At 43.6% G+C, this 25731-nt stretch carries 24 protein-coding genes; 18 read left to right on the plus strand and 6 right to left on the minus strand.

Annotated features, from left to right (window positions below):
• The first annotated feature begins 11 nt into the window (after positions 1-11).
• The 10 genes from tsaB to V7R35_RS10625 all read left to right on the plus strand — a co-directional run bounded on the left by tsaB (position 12) and on the right by V7R35_RS10625 (position 8549).
• A complete protein-coding gene (gene tsaB / locus V7R35_RS10580) occupies positions 12-737 on the plus strand; it encodes a tRNA (adenosine(37)-N6)-threonylcarbamoyltransferase complex dimerization subunit type 1 TsaB (RefSeq protein ID WP_334014781.1) in 726 nt (241 codons plus the stop codon).
• A gap of 53 nt (positions 738-790) precedes the next feature.
• A complete protein-coding gene (locus V7R35_RS10585) occupies positions 791-1084 on the plus strand; it encodes a hypothetical protein (RefSeq protein WP_334014782.1) in 294 nt (97 codons plus the stop codon).
• A gap of 283 nt (positions 1085-1367) precedes the next feature.
• The gene (locus V7R35_RS10590; protein WP_334014783.1) at positions 1368-2069 is read left to right on the plus strand and encodes a Slp family lipoprotein; all 702 of its coding nucleotides are present in this window, start codon (positions 1368-1370) and stop codon (positions 2067-2069) included.
• A gap of 101 nt (positions 2070-2170) precedes the next feature.
• Complete coding sequence (locus V7R35_RS10595) at positions 2171-3010, plus strand: alpha/beta fold hydrolase (protein ID WP_334014784.1); 840 nt, start codon at positions 2171-2173, stop codon at positions 3008-3010.
• 120 nt (positions 3011-3130) lie between these two features.
• A complete protein-coding gene (gene fadD / locus V7R35_RS10600; protein WP_334014785.1) occupies positions 3131-4783 on the plus strand; it encodes a long-chain-fatty-acid--CoA ligase FadD in 1653 nt (550 codons plus the stop codon).
• A gap of 62 nt (positions 4784-4845) precedes the next feature.
• Positions 4846-6000: a ribonuclease D gene (gene rnd, locus V7R35_RS10605; RefSeq protein ID WP_334014786.1), complete on the plus strand. Its 1155-nt coding sequence runs from the start codon at positions 4846-4848 to the stop codon at positions 5998-6000.
• A 43-nt stretch (positions 6001-6043) separates the two neighbouring features.
• Positions 6044-6340: a YcgL domain-containing protein gene (locus V7R35_RS10610; RefSeq protein WP_334014787.1), complete on the plus strand. Its 297-nt coding sequence runs from the start codon at positions 6044-6046 to the stop codon at positions 6338-6340.
• A gap of 6 nt (positions 6341-6346) precedes the next feature.
• The gene (locus tag V7R35_RS10615) at positions 6347-7390 is read left to right on the plus strand and encodes a lytic murein transglycosylase (protein ID WP_334014788.1); all 1044 of its coding nucleotides are present in this window, start codon (positions 6347-6349) and stop codon (positions 7388-7390) included.
• On the plus strand, positions 7390-8058 hold the full coding sequence (locus V7R35_RS10620; RefSeq protein WP_334014789.1) for a fumarylacetoacetate hydrolase family protein: 669 nt from the start codon (positions 7390-7392) through the stop codon (positions 8056-8058). Before V7R35_RS10615 ends, V7R35_RS10620 begins: the two co-directional genes overlap by 1 nt.
• Positions 8055-8549: a YcgN family cysteine cluster protein gene (locus V7R35_RS10625; RefSeq protein ID WP_334014790.1), complete on the plus strand. Its 495-nt coding sequence runs from the start codon at positions 8055-8057 to the stop codon at positions 8547-8549. The genes V7R35_RS10620 and V7R35_RS10625 overlap by 4 nt, the downstream gene beginning before the upstream one ends.
• Positions 8550-8615: 66 nt before the next feature.
• Here V7R35_RS10625 and V7R35_RS10630 read toward each other — a convergent pair whose 3' ends face one another.
• Genes V7R35_RS10630 through nhaB form a run of 3 tightly spaced genes read right to left on the minus strand, consistent with a single transcriptional unit; the run spans position 8616 to position 11269 of the window.
• On the minus strand, positions 8616-9167 hold the full coding sequence (locus V7R35_RS10630; RefSeq protein WP_334014791.1) for a GNAT family N-acetyltransferase: 552 nt from the start codon (positions 9165-9167) through the stop codon (positions 8616-8618).
• On the minus strand, positions 9164-9691 hold the full coding sequence (gene dsbB / locus V7R35_RS10635) for a disulfide bond formation protein DsbB (RefSeq protein ID WP_334014792.1): 528 nt from the start codon (positions 9689-9691) through the stop codon (positions 9164-9166). Before dsbB ends, V7R35_RS10630 begins: the two co-directional genes overlap by 4 nt.
• 3 nt (positions 9692-9694) lie before the next feature.
• On the minus strand, positions 9695-11269 hold the full coding sequence (gene nhaB, locus V7R35_RS10640; protein WP_334014793.1) for a sodium/proton antiporter NhaB: 1575 nt from the start codon (positions 11267-11269) through the stop codon (positions 9695-9697).
• Between the two features lie 429 nt (positions 11270-11698).
• Here nhaB and fadR point away from each other — a divergent pair, with 429 nt between their 5' ends.
• From fadR to V7R35_RS10660, 4 genes are all read left to right on the plus strand, one after another.
• Positions 11699-12409, plus strand: a complete 711-nt coding sequence (gene fadR / locus V7R35_RS10645) for a fatty acid metabolism transcriptional regulator FadR (protein WP_334014794.1) — start codon at positions 11699-11701, stop codon at positions 12407-12409.
• 244 nt (positions 12410-12653) lie between these two features.
• Positions 12654-14831 carry a S9 family peptidase gene (locus tag V7R35_RS10650; protein WP_334015013.1) on the plus strand — a complete coding sequence of 726 codons (2178 nt, stop codon included), beginning with the start codon at positions 12654-12656 and terminating at the stop codon, positions 14829-14831.
• A gap of 179 nt (positions 14832-15010) precedes the next feature.
• A complete protein-coding gene (locus V7R35_RS10655) occupies positions 15011-15370 on the plus strand; it encodes a phasin-related domain-containing protein (RefSeq protein ID WP_334014795.1) in 360 nt (119 codons plus the stop codon).
• Positions 15371-15490: 120 nt separating this feature from the next.
• Entirely contained in the window at positions 15491-16198 is a 708-nt protein-coding gene (locus V7R35_RS10660; RefSeq protein ID WP_334014796.1) for a hypothetical protein, read from the plus strand.
• A 107-nt stretch (positions 16199-16305) separates the two neighbouring features.
• Here the strand turns inward: V7R35_RS10660 and V7R35_RS10665 are convergent, their stop codons facing one another.
• Together V7R35_RS10665 and V7R35_RS10670 are read right to left on the minus strand one after the other, a co-directional pair.
• Positions 16306-17733 (minus strand): hypothetical protein, encoded by a 1428-nt coding sequence (locus V7R35_RS10665; protein ID WP_438823466.1) that lies wholly within the window; start codon positions 17731-17733, stop codon positions 16306-16308.
• Positions 17734-17819: 86 nt separating this feature from the next.
• Positions 17820-19274, minus strand: a complete 1455-nt coding sequence (locus V7R35_RS10670; RefSeq protein ID WP_334014797.1) for a DUF3336 domain-containing protein — start codon at positions 19272-19274, stop codon at positions 17820-17822.
• A gap of 251 nt (positions 19275-19525) precedes the next feature.
• Here V7R35_RS10670 and V7R35_RS10675 point away from each other — a divergent pair, with 251 nt between their 5' ends.
• The 3 genes from V7R35_RS10675 (at position 19526) to V7R35_RS10685 (ending at position 22965) form a co-directional block, all read left to right on the plus strand.
• Entirely contained in the window at positions 19526-20734 is a 1209-nt protein-coding gene (locus tag V7R35_RS10675) for a DUF445 domain-containing protein (RefSeq protein WP_334014798.1), read from the plus strand.
• A gap of 115 nt (positions 20735-20849) precedes the next feature.
• Positions 20850-21515, plus strand: coding sequence for a TetR/AcrR family transcriptional regulator (locus V7R35_RS10680; protein WP_334014799.1), 666 nt, complete (start codon positions 20850-20852; stop codon positions 21513-21515).
• Positions 21516-21525: 10 nt separating this feature from the next.
• On the plus strand, positions 21526-22965 hold the full coding sequence (locus V7R35_RS10685) for a wax ester/triacylglycerol synthase domain-containing protein (protein WP_334014800.1): 1440 nt from the start codon (positions 21526-21528) through the stop codon (positions 22963-22965).
• 44 nt (positions 22966-23009) lie between these two features.
• On the opposite strand, the gene V7R35_RS10690 is transcribed toward V7R35_RS10685, so the two are convergent.
• Complete coding sequence (locus V7R35_RS10690) at positions 23010-23807, minus strand: DUF1439 domain-containing protein (RefSeq protein WP_334014801.1); 798 nt, start codon at positions 23805-23807, stop codon at positions 23010-23012.
• Positions 23808-24094: 287 nt separating this feature from the next.
• Here V7R35_RS10690 and V7R35_RS10695 point away from each other — a divergent pair, with 287 nt between their 5' ends.
• Positions 24095-25729 carry a GMC family oxidoreductase gene (locus tag V7R35_RS10695; RefSeq protein ID WP_334014802.1) on the plus strand — a complete coding sequence of 545 codons (1635 nt, stop codon included), beginning with the start codon at positions 24095-24097 and terminating at the stop codon, positions 25727-25729.
• The last annotated feature ends 2 nt before the right edge of the window (positions 25730-25731 follow it).

The raw sequence follows: 25731 nt of genomic DNA on the forward strand, positions 1-25731 counted from the left end.
CAGAGATAATCATGAATATCTTAGCAATTGATACTGCTACTGAAGCGTGTTCAGTAGCGCTACAGCTTGAAAATGTTACCGTGTCGCGTTTTGAAGTTTGCCCACAGCAGCATAGTCAACGCTTACTACCTATGGTAGATGAGGTGCTAAAAGAAGCGGGAGTCTCATTAAACGAGCTTGATCTGTTGGCATTTGGTCGCGGTCCGGGAAGCTTCACGGGCGTAAGGATAGCCACTGGCATGATTCAAGGTTTGGCGCTTGGTACAGGCCTTGAAGTAGCCGGTGTAAGCACACTAGAGGCAATGGCCCGAGAAGTGGCAGCATCGCTCAACAAAACAACACCTACAAACAATGCAGCACAATTTATTGCAGTAGCATCAGACGCACGTATGGGTGAGGTGTATTTTGCAGTATACAAAGCCGACGGCAATGCACTAACGCTAGAAGTAGAAGAGCAAGTGTGCCCCCCAGAGGCAGCGTTGGAACAAATGGCTGCGATAGCAAATAAACCTGTTGTCGTGGCGGGAACAGGGTGGGGAGCTTACGAGCCACTACAACAGTGGCTTCAAGATCATGCTGCTACACCAGAAGTAACGGTTACGTTGCCTAATGCTATTTATATGCTGCCATTGGCTAGTATGGCAAAAGAACGTGGTGATGTATCAGACGCAGTAAATGTCGAGCCTGTTTATTTACGCGATAAGGTGACGTGGAAAAAGCTACCGGGAAGAGAATAGCAGTAATAATAGTCTGAAGACGTTGGCGTGATTCTTGCCTCAATTAGCGCTGTATGAACATCAATACTAGTTTTTCCATACCTTCATCTGACGGTAGTCAGGGAAGAGTAGCAAAAGTAAGCAAAGACCCTCAGCAAAGTGGTAAGGGTCAAGAAGAATCGTCTACGCGGGCGATTGTTGTTGCACCTGATGAACAGGGTACCGACAATGCAAAAGCGTATCAGCAGTTTGTTCGAGAGGAGGGCAATGCATACTCTCAACAAGCCATTGCGTCTTATACCAGCTTTGAAAAGCAACAACAGCGTGAATCAATTCAATCAATGTTTGGCGTAGACATCTACGCCTAACGCAATTTCTATTTGAACAAATCCATATCTTAACTATCTAAACCATTCGGTCTTACTATCATTATTGTTGCTTGTTCTGGGTTTTGCGGCAACGAAATTTATAAAAATGTAAGATTGAAGATGTAGTTGTCGCCAATAATAACTGCTACTGTTATGTTATTGTTTTGGCATGTTTTCTCACATTGATTTTAAGAGATAAACAAGGCGACATTGTCGTCTTAATATGCAGTTTAGGCATAATAAACGAATGCAATGTCTTTTAGGTTATCGTTGGAGCGCTAAAATGTCTCGTTACTTACTTCTACTAGCCGTCGTCATTTTCTCAGGGTGTGCTATTGTGCCCGAAAACATTGATGTGCCAGACGGTACCCCATTGGTTTCGTATTCAAAAGCGGTAACGTCAGGGGCTAGCGTTCAAGGTCAGAAAGCGCGTTGGGGCGGCCTTATCGTAGGGGTAGAAAACAATCCCAATAAAACGTACATAGAACTTGCGCACTTCCCGCTAAATCATTATGGCAAGCCGAATACAGGCGGTGAAACCTCAGGGCGATTTAAAGTGCAAATAGACGGGTTTGTTGACCCTATTGTTTTCGAAGAAGGTCGGGCCGCAACATTTTTAGGCACAATTACACTGCCAACGAGCGGCTTAGTTGGTGAGCAACCCTATATTTATCCAACAATTATTGCCGATGACTACCACATGTGGCGCAAGCGTGATGTGTATGAAGTCGATACAATGTTCTTCAATTACCACACAGGCTGGTATTCACCTTTCTATGGTCCAGGGCCCTTTTTTGGTCCATGGGGCAGCCCTTTCTATCGTCCGTGGGGAAGTCCGTTTTTTCATCCGGGTTTCAATAGAACACGCGTCATTCGTTATCAAAACGCACCAAGCCGCTCAACGATGCCAAAGGGAACGCAGACGAATGGCCAAAGCCGTAAAAAGTCGACGGCTCATCCAATTCGCTTAGATAAACAAAAATAGGTTTAATGAAAGAAGCGGCAGGTATTTGCCGCTTTTTTCTTGTTTTGCGGCAAAGCTGGGGTGGATGTCGACTGCGATATTGCCGCTAAGAGGGAGTTAAAATGATAGAAACTGAGCTTTCGGCAGGTGAATTAAAGCTAGCAGCTCTGGATAATCAGGTTGATGGGCCTGTCGTTATTGGTTTACACGGCTATTTAGATAATGCTGAAAGTATGAAGGTACTTGCTCCCTATTTTAAAGCGTATCGCTATGTTGCCATAGACTTAGCAGGGCATGGACGTTCGCAGCATCGTCCTTTAGGTGCACACTATAACCAAGCCGATTACATTCAAGACCTTTACGCGCTTTTGCAATCCCAACAGTTTAGCGATGTTATATTGGTCGGGCATTCCCTTGGCGGTATATTGGCATCGATGTTTGCAAGCTTGTTTCCAGAGAAAGTACGTGCCGTTGTAAGTATAGATGCGTGTGGTCCTCTTGTTGAAGATGAAAGCACTACGCAACAGCAAATGAGAAACGCCATTATCAATCGTTTTGAAAAGGGGCAAAGCCAGCTTCGTCCCGTCGATTTAGATAGCGCAGTAGAAGCTAGATGTAAAATTTCAGATATACCTGCTGACACTGCCAGAAGTATTTTAAGTCGTAACCTAAAAGAAGAAGCTGACGGCCAGCAATTTTGGTCCTCAGACGCCCGTCTTAGAACAAAATCTATATTGAGGCTGACGGAAAAACAGGCAGAAAACTTATTGCGTGCTATTGTGTGTCCTATGCTAATAATAGGCGCTTCAAGTAGTTTTAAAAACTTGGAAGCCAATTACCCAAAAAGAGCGTCGTGGTTTAAAAATGCCCGATATGAACAATTAGTAGGCGGGCATCATATTCACATGGAAAATACTGAGGATGTAGGCGCGTTAATTAGCCAATTTGTTGAGCAATTGTAAATTGCGCCGTTTATTTTTTTTTACACATCCTATACTATTCGCAAGTTATCAGACCAGTTATGTTGGTGGTGATTTTTAGTACACCAACCAATGAATAAGAATAAAGAAGAGGAGGTTTTGGTGGAAAAAACCTGGCTTAAGCATTACGACCCTCGCGTATCCGCTGAAATTGATGCCGAGCGCTATGCGTCTGTAGTAGACATATTCGAGCAATCGGTAAAGAAATTTAAGAATAAAGAAGCCTTCATTAACATGGGGCACTCTATTACTTTTGAAGAGCTCGATACGCTGTCTGCTCAATTTGCAGCATATTTACAGTCAAGCGGTTTGAAGCGCGGTGATGCTGTGGCAATTATGATGCCTAACCTTCTTCAGTACCCGGTAGCAATGTTTGGCATTCTTCGTGCGGGTATGGTTGTGGTTAATGTTAACCCGCTTTACACAGCACGCGAACTTAAGCACCAGCTTAACGATGCAAACGCGAAGGCCATTGTCATTGTCGAGAACTTCGCCTGCACACTTGAAGAAGTCATTGCAGACACTAATCTGCAAGAAGTTTTTCTAACATCACTTGGTGATATGCTTCCAGCACCTAAGCGCTGGATAGTAAACGCGGTTGTGAAGTATGTTAAAAAGATGGTGCCAGCGTTTAATCTTCCAGAAACCACCTCATTTACTGCGGCGGTTAAGAAAGGCCAATCGCTTACTTACACTCGCCCAGACATCAGCAATAATGACTTGGCTTTCCTGCAATATACCGGTGGTACTACTGGTGTGTCGAAAGGCGCTATGCTTACGCACCGTAACATGGTTGCTAACCTCGAGCAGGTTTCAGGTATTCTCGAGACTGTCATCGAGGAAGGGGAAGACTTTGTGGTTACCGCGCTTCCGCTTTATCATATATTTGCACTGCTAGCGAACTGCCTGATGTTCGTGAAGTACGGTTGTCGCAACCTACTTATCACTAACCCTCGTGATATGCCTGCATTTGTTAATGAGCTTAGCAAATATCCGTTCACCATTTTACCTGGTGTAAATACGCTGTTTAACGGATTACTAAACACCCCAGGGTTCGACGAGCTTGACTTCAGCAAATTTAAGTTTGGTCTTGGCGGTGGTATGGCCGTTCAGCGCCCAGTTGCAGAAAAGTGGGAAAAAGTTACGGGCACTGTTCTTCTTGAGGGCTATGGCCTTACAGAATGTTCACCTGTAGTGGCAGTAAATCCACCACAAATTGAAGCCTATAAAGGCGCCATTGGTATGCCTGTGCCTTCAACAGACATCAAGCTTTTAGACGATGACGGAAACCCTGTTGAAAAAGGCGAGCCAGGTGAAATGTGGGTAAAAGGCCCGCAGGTAATGAAAGGCTATCTGAACCGTCCTGAAGCAACAGAAGAAATTTTGAAAGACGGTTGGCTTGCTACTGGCGATATTGCAACCGTAGATGATGAAGGTTACTTCTATATTGTTGACCGTAAAAAGGATATGATCCTTGTATCGGGCTTCAACGTGTTCCCTAATGAAATTGAAGAAGTGGCTGCAATGCACGATGATATCGTTGAAGCGGCTGCGGTAGGGGTTCCACACGAGGTTAGCGGTGAAGTTGTTAAGCTTTTTGTTGTAAGAAGCAACGACTCACTAACGCCAGAAGATGTTATTGCGCATTGCCGCAATCACCTGACGGGCTATAAAGTGCCAAAACAGGTTGTATTTAAAGATGACCTGCCAAAAACCAATGTAGGTAAAATTCTACGTCGTGAGTTAAGAGACTAATTTCTCTGAATTAGTATACTTAAAGCCGGCGTTTGCCGGCTTTTTTATTACTGTGTCTGAATATGCAATATCAATTAATAACAACATACGAACAATTAGAAAAAGTCTGCATTGCAGCACAGCGTCAAGAAGCCATAGCGCTTGATACTGAATTCGTACGAACACGCACGCTTACTCCTCATCTTGGCCTAATTCAGCTCTACGATGGACACCAATTGGTGTTAATAGATCCACTTGCCATAGAGAACATGCAGCCTTTTGTTTCGCTACTCGAGAATGAAGCCGTAGTAAAGGTACTGCATTCGTGCTCTGAAGACTTGGAAACTTTTTTAACGGCTTTTGGCACACTCCCTTCACCCGTATTCGACACCCAATTTGCTGCAAGCGTGTTAGGCAAAGGGCCTACGTTGGGGTATGCAAAATTGGTTGAAATGCTGTGCGACGTATCACTTGATAAAGGAGAATCGCGCACCGACTGGCTTGCAAGGCCTTTACGTGAAGCGCAGTTAAGCTATGCGGCTAACGATGTGCTTTACCTTTTACCGTGTTATCAACAGCTTGCCGCCGAAATTAAACAAGCAGGGAAGGTTCATTGGATATTCGATGAAATAGCGCTGCTTGGAGCCAAAAAGCGTGCACAAATGCCCGAAGATTTTGCTTATCTGCAAATCAAGAATAATTGGCGTTTGAATGCCGAGCAGCTAACCGTATTACAAGCACTCGCCGCATGGCGTTTGCATACTGCGCGAGAAAAAGACTTAGCATTAAACTTCGTTTTTAAAGAAGGTCATTTGTTTGAAGCTGCGCAGCGTTTGCCAGACAGTAAAAGTGGGCTTTCCCGCATTAATGGCATTAATCATCAATCAATTAGACGCTACGGCGACACCATTATTTCGCTTATTGATGATGCAAGAACTAAATACGCACAAACACCCGAAAATCTGCGGTTACCTGTGGTACTTCGACTCATCGATGTTCCAAAATATAAGAAGAGCCTCAGCGATTTAAAAGTTATTTCAGAGAAAATTGCCCAAGAAAATGGCGTGAGTTCTGATGTAATTGCGTCTAAAAAACAGCTAAATCAGCTTTTGAAGTGGTACTGGTTTCAAGTTGATGAAACGCGTGTACAAGGGCTTATGCCAGATGTGCTTTCAACCTGGCGCGCGCCGCTATTTATGCCACACGTAAAAGCGCTTCTTGGCGACGCGCCAGAGTAATTATTTTTCTACCTTATAATTAATAAGAGACAAGAGATTCACTATGTTATGTGCGGTTTATAAAACCAACAAAAAGCAAGGAATGTATTTATACGTTCCAAAGAAAGGCCACTTTGAAGATGTACCTGAGGCGCTAATGTCGCGCTTTGGCGTGCCTGAACTTGTGACAATCATTGCCCTTGAGAAGCGTGAGCGCCTTGGCGGTGTCGATAAGGAAAAGCTGATAGATGCGCTTAATGAGCAAGGTTTTTATCTACAAATGCCGCCTAAAGAAGACAATTTGCTAGAGAAGCATCGCGAGTCACTTGGTCTTAGTAAAAACCCTGATAAAAAGTTTTAAGGTTTTATGCATTTACGTTTACAACAGCATTTACGCCGCGGTCTTACAATTCACCTTAGTCTTTTATGTAAAGCCGTGGTTTCTCTGCCTTTATTCTTTAGTGTTTTCTCTTATGCGCAAGCACAACAAAGCGATGACGAACAGTTTGCCAAGTTCGAAGAGTATGTTTCAGCCCTTCGCATTGAAGCGCAAGAAAAGGGCTATGAAGAAGCGCTTATCGACGAAGCGTTTGCTGACATCACTTTTCGCCCCACCGTTATAAAGAGTGATAAAAATCAGCCAGAAAGAAAAATAACGCTAGATAGTTATTTGTCTACTCGCGTACCAGATTGGAAGGTTAAGCAGGCTGTAGCGCTTTACGAAGACAATAAAGACTTATTAGAGCGTGTTGCGAAAGACTATGGTGTACAAGCTAGATTTATTGTGGCGCTTTGGGGCAATGAATCTAACTTCGGCAAAATTCAGGGCAATTATAGTGTGCTGTCTGCTCTTGCATCATTGGCCTTTGAAGGGCGCAGAGAAAAATTATTTAAAGATAATTTTTTTGCCGCGCTTAACATTTTGAATGAGGGACATGCAAAAGTAGCTGACTTTAAAGGCTCTTGGGCTGGCGCCATGGGGCAAACCCAGTTTATGCCCATTTCTTTTTCCAACTACGCGGTAGATTACGATGGCGATGGTAAAAAGGATATTTGGCACACAAAGGCCGATGTATTTGCATCAATCGCTAACTACCTTTCATCAGAAGGTTGGACTGACAATGGTACGTGGGGACGACAGGTAAAGCTTACTCAGCCGATTTCAATTTCTGGTTTGTCTAAGGCAAATATGAAGCCACTGCGTTTTTGGCAAGAACAAGGCGTTAAGCGTTTTGATGGTCGAGACTTACCCAAAGTAGATATAAAAGCCTCATTGATAATGCCTGACGGCGAGAATGGCCGAGTTTATTTGGTCTATAACAACTTCCACACGCTGATGAAATGGAATCGTTCATCGTATTTCGGTGTTTCAGTGGGTTACTTGTCTGAAAGAATAAAGCGAGGTTATTAATGCAGTATTCACACAAAGATATGCAGGGAAACGATATTGCGTTGCCTACGGGGAAAGTGATGTGTATCGGTCGTAACTACCTTGACCATATTGCAGAAATGAACTCGGTAGTCTCTAAACAACCCTTACTATTTATGAAGCCCTCGGCGGCGTTGTGCGCTTTATCACAGCCAGTAGCGATTCCAACCGGCAAAGGCGAGTGTCATAACGAATTAGAGGTGTCGGTACTGCTTAAGTCTACGCTTAAAAATGCCAGCGAAGAAGAAGTGCGTGACGCTATCTGGGGCATTGGCCTCGGCTTAGATTTAACGCTTCGCGATGTTCAAGCTAAACTGAAAGCAGACGGGCAGCCATGGGAAAGAGCGAAATCATTTGATGGCAGCGCGCCGCTTTCATGCTTTATTCCTATTGATCAAATAACAGAGCTTGATGACTTACATTTTTCATTAACCATTAATGGTGAAGTAAGGCAGCAGGGGCACACGGCGTTAATGCTGCACAAAATAGTGCCGCAAATTGCCCATATGTCTGGCGAATTTCGACTAGATGCTGGTGACGTAGTGTTTACAGGCACGCCAAAAGGGGTAGGCCCTTTGTTCGCAGGCGATAAAGTAAACGTGGAGCTCAAGGGGCATCTGACCTTAGATACCGAGGTAATTAACGAATGACACAGCCATTCTGGGAAGCTAAGTCTCTAGAGGAAATGACCCAAATTGAGTGGGAGTCGTTGTGCGATGGATGCGCGAAATGTTGTCTACACAAGTTCATAGATGACGAAAGTGTTGAGGAATATTCACCCACCGATCACATAAAAGCGAATGAGCAAATTCACTACACCAATATTGTCTGCTCTTACCTAAACACAAAAAAGTGTGAGTGTACCCAATATGCAAGGCGCACCGAGCTTGTGCCTGACTGTGTAAAGCTCACTAAAGACAACCTTAAAGATATCTTCTTTATGCCCACAAGCTGTGCATACAGGCGCTTACACGAAGGAAGAGGGCTACCGTCGTGGCATCCATTGCTAAACAAAGGTAAAAAGCATGCGATGCATGCAGCAGGCATGTCGGTACGAAACAAAACGGTGTTTGAATCGGATGTAGACTTAAACGAGTTTGAAGACTATATCGCCATTTGGCCGCTAGAAGACCTAGATTAGAAAGCGTAGATTATAAGAACGCTTCTTTTATAGGAGAGATGGAAGTAACGGACGCTGGTGCTTGAACTAGTCATTAACAATGGCGTAGAGCAGGGCGTCTCTGCCAAAAATACGCTTGCGGCATAAACCTTCTTTAACACCACCAATTCGCTCGGCAACGCGCAAACTGGCCTTGTTGTTGGGTTCTACATAGCACTCCAGTCGGTGCAAATTCATTTGTGAAAAGGCTAGTTTCTTAAGCGCTTCACAAATTGCCGTGGCCAGCCCTTTTCCACATGCCTGCGGACTTAACCAATAACCCAAATTAGCTGTTAGGTGCGTGTGGTTAATATAGTTGATAATGCCCATCCCCAAACAGGTTTCATTGTGCATAAGCAAATAGGTTAACCCGTAGCCAGTGTCACGGGCTTTTTCCATATTCTCTATACACTGCTTAGCTAATGCTGGTGTTACAGGGCAAACCGAGGCGCCAAACCAGGGCTTAACATGATGAATAGATTTTTGACCTGCTTCACACAACGCATCGCAATGTTTATGCGCGATGCGTTGTATGGTTACTGGACCTTGCTCGGTGTGGATAGGGGGTAGCCGAGAGGGTAATATGGACAAATCAATCAAAAGGGCTTTTTATCCAATAAACGGCACGCAAACACGATAGCAAATACTGCAAAATACGCAGCAAAGATTATTTGCATCCACTCAGCCATTCCCATAGAAAGAAACTGCCAGCTATCTTCCATACAGTCCCCTTCAGCTGCAAATACCGCGGGGATCCATTCATGCAGCTGTAGCCATGCAGGGAAGTTAGGAACAATTTCACAACTTGCAAAAAACGGGTTAGCGGCATTTAAAATGCCAATGTGTTCTTTTGCAATAAGAAACCCCCAGCCTGCAGACAACGCCCAACCGGCAAAACCTATCATGCGAGTAAGGCCGTTGTTTTTAAATAAAACAATGAGCGCCGAGAGCACGATGCCATACATTGCAGTGCGCTGATAGATGCACATAATGCAAGGCTTCAGGCCCATGCCATATTGAAAATACAGCGCAGCAATTTCTAAACCCAGAGAGGTGGCGAAAAGCACAAGCCATGAAGACTTGTGCTCTGCCCATTGGCTAATACTTCTAATAGGTGAACGCATTAATTAATGCCCCACCGCTTCCATGCCAGCTTCAGCGGCAGTGTGGTGCTCAATTAAGTGCATGTCGTAAAGCACTTGTGTTGCATCTGCAAGGCCAAGGTAAGTTGCTAATAAACCCACAATGGTTAGCACTACAGTGTACGGAAGCGCCATAACTACCATACGGCCATAAGATAGACGAAGTAGTGGTGCAATTGCAGACGTTAATAAGAACAAGAACGCAGCTTGTCCGTTTGGTGTAGCAACACTTGGTAGGTTTGTACCTGTATTGATAGCAACGGCCAGCATGTCATACTGGTCACGAGTAATCTGGCCAGCTTCTAATGCAGCCGTAACCTCAGTAATGTATACGGAGCCAACAAATACATTATCGCTCACCATTGAAAGCACACCGTTCGCCAAGTAGAACATCACCATTTGCGTTTCACCTTCAAACGATAGTACCCAGTGAATTACAGGCTGGAATAAGCCTTGGTCGATAATAACGGCCACGACCCCGAAGAAAACACATAGCAGTGCAGTAAAAGGCAGTGCTTCTTCAAACGCTTTACCAAGCGCATGTTCTTCAATTACACCACTTGCCGATGTAGCAAGTACAATAACCGATAGGCCGATAAGTCCAACGGAAGCCATGTGTGTAGCAAGACCTACAATTAGCCAAATACCAATAAGTGCTTGAACGATAAGTTTGGCGCTTTCGCGCTTGCTGCGACCTTTGTCCATATGGTCGTTGTAATCAACAAGGATTTGCCTAACAGCAGAAGGTAGCTTGGCGCCGTAACTAAACAGCCCAGTCTTTTCTAGAACAATGGTGGTTAATAGACCGAATACGAAAACAGGCAGCGTTACAGGGGCCATGCGAATAAAGAATTCTACGAAGTTCCATCCCGCTTTGTCTGCAATAATTAGGTTTTGTGGTTCGCCAACCATCGTCATTACACCGCCCAGAGCTGTACCAACCGCTGAGTGCATCATAAGGTTGCGAAGGAATGCACGAAAGTCTTCTAAATCGTGGCTGCCTAGTTCATCATCGCTGGTGTGGTCATGGTCTGAATGAAACTCCTTGCCCGAAGCCACTTTATGATAAATAGAATAAAAGCCTAAGCCTACGCTTATGATTACCGCCACAACGGTAAGAGCATCCAAGAAAGCTGATAGAAACGCTGAGGCAACGATAAAGGCCAGTGAAAGCACAAGTTTGTTACGTACTTTTATAACCAGTTTGGTAAACAAGTACATCAGCAGGTCTTTCATAAAATAGATACCTGCAACCATGAACACTAAAAGAAGCAATACTTCAAGGTTTACCTCAATCTCATGCATCATATGTCCGGGCGAGGTCATCCCAATAAACATGGCTTCAATGAGTAACAATCCCCCAGGTTGCAGTGGGTAGCACTTTAGCGCCATTGCCAGGGTGAATATGAACTGTATAACAAGAGTCCAACCTGCAATGTAAGGGTCAACCATAAAAATGATTGGATTTACAATGAGAAAGGCAATTATGGTTTTCTTGTACCAGTCGGGCGCGTGTCCCAGGAAATTCTGATAGATCGCCGCGATCATTGAAGTTTGCATGAGTTCCTGTTCCTTTTACAACAAAGCACACGTTTTTGTGTAACTTTACATTGTGTATTTCCGGTTATTGCATACGTAAACCGCTCTGAATACGCGATATTTTTCGAGTTTAAGCGATTTCGCTGCTGTCATTATAGACGGAATTTAAGCGTACATGATATTAACGCCTTGAGAAAGGAATTCACAGACCCCACCCTGTGAAAGTACCTGAATATTTGTCTAATTTTCACAATGTTGATCATTTAGGCGGTAAATGCTCGTGGCAGTGCTCAATAAATGCACATTATGAGAAATGAATGTGGTAAATGTACCGGTTTGTTTTAACAAGATGTTAAAACCTTTGCTGGACGGCGCATATTTCATTGTGATAATAAATGAGCATCTGGTACAATCAGTTGCAAAATAACAATAACGTGCAGGCGATTAGTTATGATTTATAAGGCGCAGAGTCCCGCTGGATTCGCCGAAGAATATATTGTTGAGTCAATTTGGAGCGGACGCTTTCCTCCAGGCACTATTCTGCCTGCAGAGCGAGAGTTATCTGAGCTCATTGGTGTAACAAGAACAACATTACGTGAAGTACTTCAGCGCTTAGCGCGTGATGGCTGGTTGACGATACAGCACGGCAAGCCAACAAAAGTGAACAACTTTTGGGAAACATGCGGCTTGAATATATTGGAAACGCTTGCCCGTTTAGACCAAGAAGGCATTCCCGAGCTTGTTGATAACTTGCTTGCTGCGCGCACAAACCTAAGTGCAGTATTCATCCGAGGCGCAATTCGTAACAATCCTCAAGAATCTGCAGCAATTATTGCGCGTTACAAAGATGTTGAACAAGAGGGGCTTGCGTTTGCTCAGTTCGATTATCAAATGTCTCACGACCTTGCGTTAGCATCGAACAACAACGTATTCGTTCTAATGATGAATGGGTTCAGAGGTCTTTATTCACGTATTGGTGGTTTCTTTTTCGATTATCAGCAAGCGCGTGATGTAGCCAACAAATACTACGCAGATCTTCTCGAAGTGGCAGAAAAGGGCGAATACGACCGGGTGCCTGTAGTAGTGAGAAAATATGGTATTGAGAGCGGCAAGGTTTGGCAGGAAATTCGCGATGACATGCCAAAAGACATCGTAGACTAATAGTCACATTGTTAGCAAATGAATACATTTATAAAGGCGCCTTAATGGTGCCTTTATTGTATCTATCGCTTTTTGAGCGTTGTCGAGACAGTGTATTTGCAGTTCATCACATCTTGTAACATTTAAATATTGCAGTACCGTAGAAGTTGACCAGTAACCGCTAGAACGACATTATTATTTGGATATACTGAATCCAAGAACAAAAAAGGGCGTGCGTTGAGCGCTTTGATATATAGGAAAGATGATGAAACACTTATGGATAGCCGCTGCTGTTAGCGGTCTGCTAGCGGGTTGCAGCGCAGAGAAGCAGCAGGAACCAGCCAACACCATTTCTCAACAACAGGCACCTAACGTGATGCTTAACACCGATGTACCTGCGCCAGTTGCTAAAAAAGTGCCGTTTGAAATGACGGCACACGGTATTAACCGTACCGACAATTATTATTGGATGAGAGATGACTCTCGCACAAATAAAGAAATATTAGGGCATTTAGAAGCTGAGAATGCTTATGTTGAATCGGTGCTAAGCCCGCTCAAAGAAACGCGAGAAAAGCTTTATGAAGAGCTTGTCTCACGCATTGAGAAAGACGACTCAACGGTACCTGCTTTTTACAATGGGTATTGGTACTACACGAGCTACTCGGGTGAAAACGAGTATCCTATCTATCTACGTAAGCCTACCCTAGACAGCGAGGCAGAGGTATTACTTGATGCCAATGTTATGTCTGAAGGGCATGACTATTTTAGTATTGGTGATTACTCAGTAAGTGAAAACAATGAGCTGCTAGCTTATTCACAAGATACCCTTAGCCGTCGTATTTACACTGCATATGTAAAAAACCTCAAGACAGGTGAAAAACTTGATGACGTTTTAGAAGGCATATCTGGCACTATTCTTTGGGCGAACGACAACACGCACCTGTTTTACGTTAAGAAAGACCCTCAAACCCTTTTGGGTTATCAAGTATATCGCCATAAATTGGGTACTCCTCAGGCTGATGACGTATTAGTTTACGAAGAGACCGATGAAACGTTTTATACGTTTATTGGCAAGAGTAAAGACGCTGATGAGATTTACATCTATCACAGTAACACCGAAAAAACGGGTGTTACGATTATTGATGCAAATAACCCGACGCAAGCACCTGAAATTTTCCTGCCTATCAAAGATGGACAGGAATACAGCTTAGAGAAGCTTGGCGATGAGTATTACGTACTAACAAACATTGATGCCAAGAACTTTAAGGTAATGAAGGCTCCTGCAGAGACAAAAAATGATTTGTCGACGTGGGAAGAAGTAGTGCCTCATCGTTCTGATGTGTTTGTGCAAAGTATTGAAGTGTTGAAGAATCATCTTGTGGTGAAAGAGAAAGAAAACGGCATGCTTCGTTTGGTGGTTCACAATATTGAAACTGGCGAACAGAAAGTGTTACCAACACAAGATCCTATTTACGGCGCATATTTCAATGCTAATACTCAAGTAGATACCAATGTACTTCGTATTTACTACAGCTCGCTTACTACGCCTGGCTCAATACTAGACGTAAACCTAGACACTTTTGAAACCAAGGTTATGAAGCAAACCCGTGTTTCTGACACATTCGATTCAAACGAATATGCGTCTGAACGTGTAATGATTGACGCAAGAGACGGCACGCAAATTCCGGTTTCATTAGTGTACAAAAAAGCACGCTTTAAGAAAGACGGTACAAATCCTCTTTACCAATATGCCTATGGTTCATACGGCTCAACGGTAGAGCCAACTTTTAGAAGCAGTTGGGTGTCTTTGCTTGACCGCGGTTTTGTAGTTGCTATTGCCCATATTCGTGGTGGTCAAATGCTTGGCCGAGAGTGGTACGAAGACGGGAAAATGGAAAACAAAGTTAATACGTTTACTGACTTTATTGATGTATCTAAAGGCTTGGTAGCTCAAAACTATGCCGACAAAGACCGCGTATTTGCTATGGGCGGCAGTGCTGGCGGCCTCCTTATGGGGGCCATTGTAAATATGGAGCCATCGCTGTATCGAGGTGTAAGTGCACACGTGCCGTTTGTTGACGTAGTAACAACTATGAGCGACCCATCTATTCCGCTTACAACCGGTGAGTATACAGAATGGGGTAACCCAGCAAGTAAAGCTGAATTCGAATACATGCTTTCTTATTCACCGTACGACCAGGTTGAGGCTAAAGCGTACCCAAATATGCTGGTAACAACTGGTTTACATGACTCTCAGGTGCAGTATTTCGAGCCAATGAAATGGGTGGCTAAGTTAAGAGAATACAAAACCGACGATAATTTGCTTCTGTTCCAAACTAATATGGAAGCCGGTCATGGTGGTGCATCAGGGCGCTTCAAGCGTTTTGAATCTACTGCACTAGAATACGCGTTCGTAATGCATCTTGCGGACGTAGAGCTATAACGTTGTCAAAGCATTATAAATAATGCTCCATAAATCATGTTGTTAGATGAAAGCCCGAACTAAATGTCGGGCTTTTTTTTATTTTTTTGTTTTTTAGTATGCGGTTTCTAATTGTTATGCGTAAAGTTAAGCCATAGTGTTAAAGAACACTCAAATTTAGCATTCATAGGAGCTGAAAAATGACTACTACAGAAACAATTAAAGGCAAAATCAACGAAGCTGAAGAAATGGCTCGTAAAATTTGGTTGGCAGGTCTTGGCGCTTATGGAAAAAGCGTAGAAGAAGCGCAAGGTCGCTACGAAAAGCTTAGTGAAGAAGCGAACAAGATGTTCGACGATTTGGTAAGCAAAGGCGAAACCCTTGAAGAAGACGCTCGCACTAAGTTTAAATCAACAACTAACGACGTTGAAAACCGCGTAGCAGACGTACGTAAGAAGCTTGGTCTAGATTCAGAGCCTGCAGATCAGCGTATTGAAGAGCTTTCAGCAAAGATTGACGCGCTAACTGAAGCGGTAGCTAAGCTAGCTGCAAGTAAGTAATGCTGATGGGCACCTTGCCCGTCTTTATTTACTGTTCAAAATACTGCACTAATTCTTAGTGCTTTGTAGCGGGCCATGTGCCCGCTAATATTTTCCCCAATCTCCTTGTTAGGAGGCGTTATGAGTACAAAGACTACTGATAAAGATGCCGCTGCAATTGCAAATGCACTGGAAGGCAACGTGTCATCTTCAATTAAATCTTCACCGTTATTCGGTTGGCTAGCCGCCGGTTCAGACCTTATTGCAGCTAAATTAGATACTGCTGCAGGTATGGTAAGCCAGCGAATAGACGATTCCCATGAAGCAATTCAAACTATGCAGGCGAAAGGCCTTGAAGTTGAAAGTGAATTAAAGCGTACGCTCAATCCAATGGCAATTGTAGATACCGCGCAAAAGATAGTGCTGGGCAACCCAGTGGTAAGTGCGTTATCGGGAAGTAAAAAGCGTCAGAAAAAAGACAAGCAGCTTGCATTACTTAACGCAAAAGTAGATTTACTGGTTGAGCAAGTGGCCCTTTTAGCTGCCAAACAAGCTGCAGCCAAAGCATCTGAAAAGGCTGCTACTAAAAGTACGACAAAGAGCGCAGCCGCTGCAAAACCTGCTACAGCTAAAGCGACTGATGCCAAAGCAGCAACTACAAAAGCGCCTGCAAGAAAAGCCTCGACGACGCGTAAAGCAAGTACCACTGCTAAACGCAGCACAAGTACCGCAGCTAAGAAAACAACGTCGGCGTCTGGCACCGCTTCTAAGCGTGCAAGTACATCAACACGAAAAACAGCGGCGAAAACGCAAGATACTAGTGCTAACGCAGAGAAAGGCGAGGGCTAAAACGCCGAACGCATTATTTGCTCACCATGAAAAAAAGCAAGCGCTAACGCTTGCTTTTTTGTGCCTGGATTTTGGGTATATGAACTTTTTGTATATGAACCTAAGCGCTATTGTTTTCTAACCCACAAATTTTGATGCTTTTTGTACCCAAAAAAGTCATGCGGCTCCCAAAAGCTGGGTACTAAGTCTTCAACTGCATCTGAACTTACATTACTTGAAAGCTGATTAATTATTTCCATTAAGCGTTCTTTGCCCATTCGCATAAGTTTTTTCCTATTGCCTTGGAAATATAAATTGCGCGCCTTTGGTATCACTTCCATTGTACCGCTGCTAATGTAGTTCTGATTTCGAGTTACCACTTTACAAGTAGGCTCGGCAGGGTTGCTTGGGTTTAAGCCAGTTACAATAGCGCACTCGAATTGATTTTTTTCGTAACCCTTTTCGTTAACGGGAATGAAAGTTACGCCAAAACCTTGCGGGAAATAGCCAACAATATCTATGAAATCTTGGGCTAGCTGTTTGTTTAAACTTCCTTTCTTGGCTAGTTGCTCTATAAGCATATAGCCCTTCGGCAGGCTTAATCTTGTGTAGTCGGGTTTTGTCGACAGCACAATTGACACGTAAATTTGTGGAATTTTAACAAGTTCACCTAAACCTGTTTTTAAAATAAATGCGTCTTTAACCAGAGAAAGCAAAAATGTATGAACATCTTTTTGCTTTGCATTAAACACTTCTCTTTCTGCCTTGTCATTGCCGATATAAGTTGGGGTTCCTAAACCTTCCGACAAATACTTTAGCGTATTGTGAAAATTTATTTTAAGCAGGGATTTTCGTTGAGTTTCTTCAAGTAGTCTGAATTCGTCAAGATCACCATTTTCCCCTTTTAAAATGTTTAGCGCATCGGGGCAGTGCAACCCAACATCCTGCAGCAATGCAGCGGTAATAAGGGGTGTTGCAAGCGCTTCCTTCCACCTTGTAAAGCCCGCTTGCTCATCATCGAAGCGTGATAGCGTATTTTTGTATTTCGATAAATAGGTATGTGCAACTGTTTTATGTCGCAAAAGCTTATCAACCAAACGCAGTGTTAACACTGCTTTATAAATAGGTTTGTAGCGCTGATGTATTTTCGCAAAGTTACCTTCATTACCGCGAGTAAGTAGCAATAATGTCCCCAAAAATTTTGCGCTTAACAGCTGAGTTTCGTCAAAAGAGTCACCCTCGCAAAGTTGAACAATCTTATTTATAACCGCCTGCAACCGCTCAAGCCTCTCGTTGCGGTCACTATTTAAAAGCGCGGTGCTTTTTTTCAATTTAGCTTCAAGCTGCTCTTTGCTATCCGATTCTTTTTCAGTCGCGTTAGCTAGCTGCGCTTTTAATGTTTGTATTTGTTTCTCTTGTTCTGGGGCAGCAGAAAAATAGTGACGTGCATCTTCAAAAATAGAGCCGTACCCCGCTTCTTGCGGGTATACCATATTTATGAGTTGTTTTACCTGCTGCGTATACATGCTGTCAGGGTTTGGGGGATGTACGCTCACCAGAGTCCTTAACTAGGCTGTTGTCTATTAAAGGTCTTACGATAAGCGTTTGCTGTCAGTTTTACTTTATTCAATAAATCTTAAATTTAGGCGTGACCAAGCTCTACCGCTTCTCGTTTTTTCAGCTTTGTTAAATGATAGCGTAAGTTTTCACTTATTTTAGTATTTCTTTTAATAACATGCAGTTGAGGCCACGACGCTCTCTCACCACTGGTGATAAGATTTTGAATACTTTCTTGCGTAGGGTTAGATAGCACTTGCGACAAGTTTCTAAGCTGTCGCTTAGGAAGTATATTAATGTTCCCTACGTACTGTTGGTCAATAATAGAGCGTACTTTATGTATCGCCAGCTTTGCGCTTTTATTACCTGTGAGTCGTTCGATGATATCAATGGCAAAAATGCTGTTCGACTTAGCCAGCTGGCCTAAGTGCCTTGTCGACATATCCCATAGTGAATTTGGATCTACACGATTGTTCGATATAAAAGGAACCGCCAAAGGGTTGGTTTGGCTTACAATACTGTGGTTAACACCATAGAGTCGCGCTAAGCGCTCAAAGGGTAGGTCTGCCATCAACGAGCCATCGGCGAAACGCCTGTTGGGAATATAAGGCACAATTTCACCGCTTTGCGTTTTCGCTCTAAGCTGAACCGGGCTGAAAATGACTGGCACTGCACACGATGCACGAACTGCTTGAGCAATAATGGCGTTTGGTGATGTTTTAGCGTTTAGTAATCTTGAGTGTTGGTGTAGGTCGGCAGGGGATACTGTAACGGTAATATGACGACCGGTTTTTTTGAACGCCTCTTCAAACGTCGTTAAGTCGAAAAGTTCAATTAGCGCGTTTTCAAGTACAGAGCTATCGAACAAACTCTTCTTACCTAAACCTGCGAAACTGCGCCAGTGCTTAAAAGTTTCATAAATAAACTCGGCACTTAAAGATTCAATCAGTTCGTCGTGGTTTCGTGTGCCAAGCATGGCGGCAATAATAGAGCCCGCGCTTGCTCCTGAAACAACGGTAGGTAATAGGCCTTTTTCGTTTAACGACTTTACAACGCCTGCATGAAAGAAACCCAAGCCGGCGCCACCAGATAACATTAAGCAGCTACGCCCAAACGCGTGAGCGGTTTCTTCAAAAAAATATAACTTTTCGTAGAAATCGACTTCGTTTTCGTCTGCATTAAAAATTTGTTCTAAGGCAAGTGTGACTTCATCAATAAACTGTTCAATGAGGTATTTTGTGCCAATTTTACAATGGCTGAGCAGTATGGGATTGGCAATATTGCCTAAGTTGCCATGAAGGCCCTCGTGAAGAATAGACATAAGCGCGTGAATGTCGCCTTTGCCTCGCGCAATTTGAAGTCGCTGAACACGCTTGCGAATGAGCAGGTGGTCGTAGTTGTCACTCTCGTCTGTGGCTTTCCATTCTTCAGCACCCGATAAGGCATCATGCGCTAGGCACGCCGCTTCATACTCATCGTAACTTTGTGCATGCTCGATGTCGTGCTCTATTTTTTTTAATCGCAAATCGAATACTGCCATGGCAACTACCTATTCAGTTTGAAAGACGCTTCGCCCCGCGGTCGCATCTTTGATCATATTTCACTGTATGCACAAAAGTTAGAATCTACTACCTAATTGGTACGTTCTCGTCACAATCACTATTATTTAGCTGTATGCAGCATTGTTTTCAATCAACAATTAGCACTAATTTTACTTTTTACATTGACCAAATCCCAACCACTCAGTAGCCTGAGCAGTAGAATAATAAAATCGGACCACTTGTTCGCAGTATGGAATGGAATTTTGAAACGCTAAGCCTTTTATCAATCCCGTTGATAAGTGCCGTTGTTGGCTGGCTAACTAATTACCTTGCGGTAAAAATGATGTTTTACCCTATAGAGTTTGTGGGAATAAAGCCCATTTTTGGCTGGCAAGGGCTCATTCCTGCAAAACGTCGGCAAATGGCAGAAATTGAAGTTGAGCTTGTGCTTGGTAAGTTGCTTAGCGTTGAAGAGCTTGCTCAAAGATTAGACCCTGACGAGCTAACCAAAGCCATAGAGAGAAGACTCAGCCAAGTTGTGCGCAAAGTGGTGAACGACGTAATGGCTGAATCCGCACCTCAGTTATGGGCAGCCCTTCCGGTTCAAGGGAAAAATCTTGTTTATCAGCGTATAGAAAACGACATTCCAAATGTTGTGCATAAAATGGTTGATGACTTCCAACACAATATTTCGGAAATTCTCGATATTAAAGAGCTTGTGGTTGAGCAGCTTGTCAATTCCCCTGAACTCATAAATGAGATTTTCTTAACGGCGGGCAGCAAAGAATTTCCGTTCATTGTAAAAAGCGGCTTTTATTTTGGCTTTTTGTTCGGTTTGCCCACCATGCTGTTGTGGTACTTCTATCAGGCGTGGTGGATTTTGCCACTGGGCGGTCTTTTGGTTGGTTACGCCACTAACTGGATTGCAATTAAAATTATCTTCGAGCCAAAACGCCCACGCAAACTAGGGCCAGTTACTATTCAAGGTATGTTTTTAAAACGGCAGAAAGAAGTATCACAGGTTTACGCGTCTATTATCGAAGAAAAGCTGATAACGCCGAAAAATATTACGCACATAATTCTACATGGGTCCGGTTCAGCTCAGCTGCTAGAGCTAATTGAATTACACGTAAATGATGCTATCGAGCGATACGTGTCTATCGCACAGCCTTACTTCGCGTTGGGCGTTGGCTCGGAAAATTATCACAAAATGAAATCGCTAGCAGTACAGCAAATTTTCGATCATTCTGATAAATACTTACTTTACGCGTTTGATTACGCCAACGGCGCACTGCATGTTGGTCAGGACCTTAGTGAGCGTATGCAGGCATTGTCGTCAGAAGAGTTCGAAGGTGTGCTTCGTCCTGCGTACCAGCAAGACGAATGGAAGCTTATTGTAACAGGCGCACTGCTGGGCATGTTGGCAGGCTTTGCGCAGCTATATTTTGTATTCATGTAGCGCAACACCAAAAAGCCCCAGCGGTTAAGGATGTTGCGGTACGCTAGGGCTAAGTTATTGGTATACGCTTTTTGGGTTTTGGTGCCACTAGACGTAGCTAGAGGTAAAAAAGAAAATGAAAACCGCGCAAAGAATTTTGCTTACCGCGCTTACCATGTTCAATGAGCATGGAGAGAACACTGTAACTAGCGTTGATATAGCGGTGGAGTTAGACATTAGTCCGGGAAATTTGTATTACCACTTTAAGGGCAAGGACAGCCTGGTGACGGCATTAATGAAAATGCATGAACAACAAATGCAGAAAGTGCTTCGACGCGATAAGCTTGAAACGCTGCACGCTGAAGACATCATGTATTACCTGTATCTGCTTGTAGACAGTATTCACGTATTCCGATTTTTCTATCGCAGTCCAGCAGACCTAGCAGAAAAATATCCTTCTATTGTGCGGCCGCGGGCTAATATTCAAAAGCAACTACGTGTTCAGTTAGCGTTTCTGTTTGACTCTTTAAGTCAGCGAAACGTGCTGGTAGCAAGCAAAGCAGACCTTACTCTGTTGGTTGATTTGGCCTTGCTTATAATCACGCAGTCGTGCCAATTTGATGAATTAAATAATCATATGGATGATGAAATGCAGCGTTTTCACGCGCTGTCATTGATGATGGTCACTATTTTACCTAGGCTTACGTTGTCTGATAGTGAAAAGTCCTACCTTGAACACGTGCTTAACTCTCATGAGTTCGTGAAAGATTTTAAAACACAGTCGCCCCTCGATTTCGCTTAAAGGAATAAAAATGGCAAAAACGCTCAGTTTCTTAGATAAGTCGTTTTGGATCACCGAGTCTGATGAGAACCCGAAGCATGTGGCGTGTCTTCAGCTTCTCGCCATGCCAAAAGGCGCTGATGGCACGAAATATGTTCCTGAACTGTTTAATGAAATAAGAAGTTTCGCCCGCGCTACGTCGCCTTTTAATTGCGCAGTGAAAACGGTTTTGGGTTATCCCGTCGGTTTTGTGCCAGTTAAAAAATTGAATATGGATTATCACGTTCAAATTCACCGCGTGTCTGATGTAACAAACCGAGAAGCCCTTGATGCATTTGTAGCAAGGCTGCATGCATCTCGGCTAGACCCAGATAAACCATTGTGGCAATACCATTTTATCTTTGACGATAACAGCGACACGTTCGCCATTTATGCGCGTGTTCACCATATGTATGGCGACGGCGCTACGCTTGTACGCTGGTTTCAGTCGGGATACGTGCCTTACTCTCACGACAGCAAGTTTACGCCCTTATGGGCAGTTAAGCGTTTACGACACAGAAAACGCGAGCCAGTCAGTATCGTTAAGCGGCTTTTAGGTATTGGTTATGCACTCAAAACGGCCCTTGACCTGCTTATTATCTTCTTGCGTATATTCATGAAGTTACTTCGTGTGAATCCACACTATATGCCTATTCCATTTACCGGCACCAAAACCGTATTGACCGGACAGGTAAAAGCAGGTCGCGCTGTTGCAACTATGGATTTGGACTTTACTCGGGTAAAAGCGCTAGCAAGACGCACGCGCTCAACTGCCAATGAGGTGCTGTTGTGCGCCTTTGATATTGGCGTGCATAAGCTGCTACAAAATCATGGCCAGGTTTTTAAAAAGGCGCTTTTCACTAATATGCCAATTAATTTAAGAAAGCCCGGCGAGAAAACAACAGGGAACAAGATAGCGATTGTGCCGGTACAGCTTGCCCACGGCGAGACAGACCCATACTTAAGACTACGACAAATTGTTATTAACCACAGAATTGTGAAGCACGCAGCGCAGCACGCAAGGCCGGCCGCGTTTAGCGGATACACTATTGTTATTCAATCTTTAGCATTGGTATTTGAATGGCTTCGCTTATCAAATGTGGTTAAGCCAATTGCAAATATCTTGATATCAAACGTCCCTGGACCGACCGATACACGGTATTTGAAAGACGCAGAACTTCTGGCTTGTTATCCTATCTCTACCATCACACCTGGTGGCGGCGTAAATATTACTCTGATGACCTATGCTGGGACGGCTAATGTGGGTTTAGTTTGCTGTAATAAAAACATTGAGTCACTGCAACCGTTGGCGCGTTATGTATCAAAAGCATTTGATATGTTAGAGGCAAGTGTCGATAACCCAAGACTTAACATCGAAGACATTGGCGAGCAAATTGAGGAAGTACCAGTTTCAATTGTCGCCGATCATTAGCCTAGCAACAATTGAAACAGCATCGGCTTTAGCCGAAAGCCATTTTAATTTTGGTCAGTGTTAGAAGGGACGGTTAAGTAAAAACGCAATACGTTTTCTTCAACCCGCACCGATTTACCAAGCCTAGAGAACAGTACTTCGCGCCATTGTGAAGCGCGCATGCTGTGGCTTAAATCGTCAGGCGTAAACTGACTTGTTATAGCATTGTGTATTTGTGGCTTGTGATAATCGAGTACCGCTTGTTTAGAACCACCAGTATAAAGTTGCAGATAATTCGCCGCGATATCTGATGTGCCAGCAGTTATTAGCGATAGCGCGGATCTTAATGGTTTACCAAGCAGCGTGTTAACTTGCGTTGGGAAGAATTTACTTATTATAAATTGGGTGTCTTTGATAAGCGCGTAATCGTCATTAACCAAGGTAATGTTGTCGGTTGTTAAATCTTCCAAGAACAAGGTGGCTTTTTCTTTGTTGTAGCGCGGTGTAGCGCTAAGTGAAAAAATGACATGAGCGCGATAAATCGTACTTTTTGCTACTTCAACGTTCAAGGCGGCTAGGCATTGAATGCCAATGCGATTGTGCTTGTTGTTAAGGGTTACATTGCCTTCTAGTACTGAAATTTTGCCTGCTCCCACGGGGATATCGAAGTTAAATGTATAGGGGAATACATCTTTAACTAAGTCCTGTAGTTCTTGTTGTGTAAAGTCGTCATGAGTAAGTTTTCCCCACTTAACCAAAATTTGGGCAACGAAGAGTTTTACACGTTCTTTAAAGGTTAATTCAGTAGACAGCATGCTGTTTTTATTTTCTGGGCATTGCGAATAAACGTTAATAATGACCATAAACCCATAAGGTGTCGAGAGAAAAGTACGAATGTCTGCTTTCTTCTAACTGGTTCGTTTTGACTACATCGGTCAAAGGGGGATGACCTTAATTACAGGGGCATTGCTTAAGCTTTTTGCCAGAAAACGGTTAAAAAGACATTAAAAAAGCACTAGATTTATTAAAAGTTACAAATAAAACAGTTCTCAAAATCACGTAATTTGTTAATCTGGTCGTACCACAACGTTTTATTAACATTTTTCTATTTCAAGATATTTCGCTAAACCTGCTGTAAGGAGCTAACACAATGAGTGAAGTGCAAGGTAAATACGATTACATCATTGTTGGTGGTGGATCCGCTGGTGCGGTGCTTGCTACTCGTCTATCGGAAAACCCTGCTGTGGATGTGTTATTGCTGGAAGCAGGGTCCAAAGACTCTAACCCTTTCATTCACATACCGTTTGGCTTGTCGCTTCTCAGCCGTTTTGAGGGGATTGGGTGGGGCTACCACACGGCACCGCAGAAAGAGATGTATGATAGAGAATTATTTTGGCCGCGAGGAAAAACCTTAGGTGGAAGTAGCTCTGTAAATGCAATGTGCTATATCAGAGGGCAGCGAGAAGACTACGACCGCTGGGCGTTTGAAGAGGGCGCAAAGGGCTGGTCTTTTGACGAAGTATTACCTTATTTCAAACGCTCTGAGAACTTTGAAGGTGGGGCGGATGAATATCATGGCACAGGCGGCCCACTGAATGTAAGTAAGCTTCGTCATACTTGCGTGTTATCTGATGCCTTTGTAAATTCAGCCTCTCATGCTGGGTATAAAGAGCTAGATGACTTCAATCGCGATGAACGAGAAGGACTTGGTTATTATCATGTAACTCAAGCAAATGGCCAGCGCTGTTCAACGGCTAAAGGCTATTTAACGCAAGCAAAGCATCGCAATAACCTTACCGTGTTAACAAAAGTTGCAGCGGAAAAAGTACTGCTGAAAGAAGGGCGTGCAATAGGTGTACAAGTAAGAGAAAAAGGCGCTGTAAACAGGTACTTTGCTACCAGCGAAGTTGTTTTGTGTGGTGGCGCTATCAACTCGCCGCAATTACTTATGCTATCTGGCATTGGACCACGTGCAGAGCTTGAAGAAAAAGGTATTTTTGTACAGCAAGACTTGCCGGGAGTGGGAAAGAACCTTCAAGACCACTTAGACGCCATTGTTCAATTTACATGTAAAGCGCGAGAAGGGTATGCCGTTGCCTTTGGCGCATTACCGTCTTATATCAAAGCGACAGCAGATTATGCGTTTAAGCGAAAAGGCATTTTTTCTTCAAATATTGCAGAAGCGGGTGGCTTTGTAAGCTCAAGTTTAGCTACCCAGGGCCCCGACATTCAGTTTCACTTTTTGCCTGCCATTCTAAATGATCACGGACGGCAGCTTGCCTTTGGTTATGGTTATGGTCTTCATGTTTGCTGTTTGTATCCGAAAAGTCGCGGTACTATTTCGCTTCAAAGCAATCATCCAGCAGACCAAGCACTTATTGACCCTAATTATTTGTCTCATCCTGACGATCAAAAAGTCATGATTGATGGCGTGCGCATAGCAAGAAAAATACTTGCGGCACCGGAGTTCGAACAGTTCCAGGGAACCGAACTTTACCCCGGTGCAGACGCCGAAACTGATGAAGAAATTGTAGAGTTTTTGCGCGAGCGAAGTGAAACCATTTACCACCCCATTGGCACTTGCAAAATGGGTAGTGATGACGACCCAATGGCCGTTGTGAATAATGAGCTTAAAGTTCGAGGGATTGAAGCGCTACGGGTGGTAGATGCGTCGGTAATGCCCAGTCTTATAGGTGGTAATACTAACGCGCCTACCATAATGATTGCTGAGCGGGCGGCGGAATTTATCAAGGCTTCTCATGAAGGTCAGCCAGTAGCCATTTAATA

Origin of the sequence: Alteromonas sp. S167 (assembly GCF_036864375.1) — a bacterium.
In the GTDB taxonomy this organism is placed as follows: Bacteria; Pseudomonadota; Gammaproteobacteria; order Enterobacterales; family Alteromonadaceae; genus Alteromonas.

Excerpts from the sequence above, each read along its gene's own strand:
- tsaB (WP_334014781.1), top strand. The coding sequence starts at position 12 with ATGAATATCTTAGCAATTGATACTGCTACTGAAGCGTGTTCAGTAGCG.
- V7R35_RS10585 (WP_334014782.1), top strand. The coding sequence starts at position 791 with ATGAACATCAATACTAGTTTTTCCATACCTTCATCTGACGGTAGTCAG.
- V7R35_RS10590 (WP_334014783.1), top strand. The coding sequence starts at position 1,368 with ATGTCTCGTTACTTACTTCTACTAGCCGTCGTCATTTTCTCAGGGTGT.
- V7R35_RS10595 (WP_334014784.1), top strand. The coding sequence starts at position 2,171 with ATGATAGAAACTGAGCTTTCGGCAGGTGAATTAAAGCTAGCAGCTCTG.
- rnd (WP_334014786.1), top strand. The coding sequence starts at position 4,846 with ATGCAATATCAATTAATAACAACATACGAACAATTAGAAAAAGTCTGC.
- V7R35_RS10610 (WP_334014787.1), top strand. The coding sequence starts at position 6,044 with ATGTTATGTGCGGTTTATAAAACCAACAAAAAGCAAGGAATGTATTTA.
- V7R35_RS10615 (WP_334014788.1), top strand. The coding sequence starts at position 6,347 with ATGCATTTACGTTTACAACAGCATTTACGCCGCGGTCTTACAATTCAC.
- V7R35_RS10620 (WP_334014789.1), top strand. The coding sequence starts at position 7,390 with ATGCAGTATTCACACAAAGATATGCAGGGAAACGATATTGCGTTGCCT.
- V7R35_RS10625 (WP_334014790.1), top strand. The coding sequence starts at position 8,055 with ATGACACAGCCATTCTGGGAAGCTAAGTCTCTAGAGGAAATGACCCAA.
- dsbB (WP_334014792.1), bottom strand. The coding sequence starts at position 9,691 with ATGCGTTCACCTATTAGAAGTATTAGCCAATGGGCAGAGCACAAGTCT.
- nhaB (WP_334014793.1), bottom strand. The coding sequence starts at position 11,269 with ATGCAAACTTCAATGATCGCGGCGATCTATCAGAATTTCCTGGGACAC.
- fadR (WP_334014794.1), top strand. The coding sequence starts at position 11,699 with ATGATTTATAAGGCGCAGAGTCCCGCTGGATTCGCCGAAGAATATATT.
- V7R35_RS10650 (WP_334015013.1), top strand. The coding sequence starts at position 12,654 with ATGAAACACTTATGGATAGCCGCTGCTGTTAGCGGTCTGCTAGCGGGT.
- V7R35_RS10655 (WP_334014795.1), top strand. The coding sequence starts at position 15,011 with ATGACTACTACAGAAACAATTAAAGGCAAAATCAACGAAGCTGAAGAA.
- V7R35_RS10660 (WP_334014796.1), top strand. The coding sequence starts at position 15,491 with ATGAGTACAAAGACTACTGATAAAGATGCCGCTGCAATTGCAAATGCA.
- V7R35_RS10670 (WP_334014797.1), bottom strand. The coding sequence starts at position 19,274 with ATGGCAGTATTCGATTTGCGATTAAAAAAAATAGAGCACGACATCGAG.
- V7R35_RS10675 (WP_334014798.1), top strand. The coding sequence starts at position 19,526 with ATGGAATGGAATTTTGAAACGCTAAGCCTTTTATCAATCCCGTTGATA.
- V7R35_RS10680 (WP_334014799.1), top strand. The coding sequence starts at position 20,850 with ATGAAAACCGCGCAAAGAATTTTGCTTACCGCGCTTACCATGTTCAAT.
- V7R35_RS10685 (WP_334014800.1), top strand. The coding sequence starts at position 21,526 with ATGGCAAAAACGCTCAGTTTCTTAGATAAGTCGTTTTGGATCACCGAG.
- V7R35_RS10690 (WP_334014801.1), bottom strand. The coding sequence starts at position 23,807 with ATGGTCATTATTAACGTTTATTCGCAATGCCCAGAAAATAAAAACAGC.
- V7R35_RS10695 (WP_334014802.1), top strand. The coding sequence starts at position 24,095 with ATGAGTGAAGTGCAAGGTAAATACGATTACATCATTGTTGGTGGTGGA.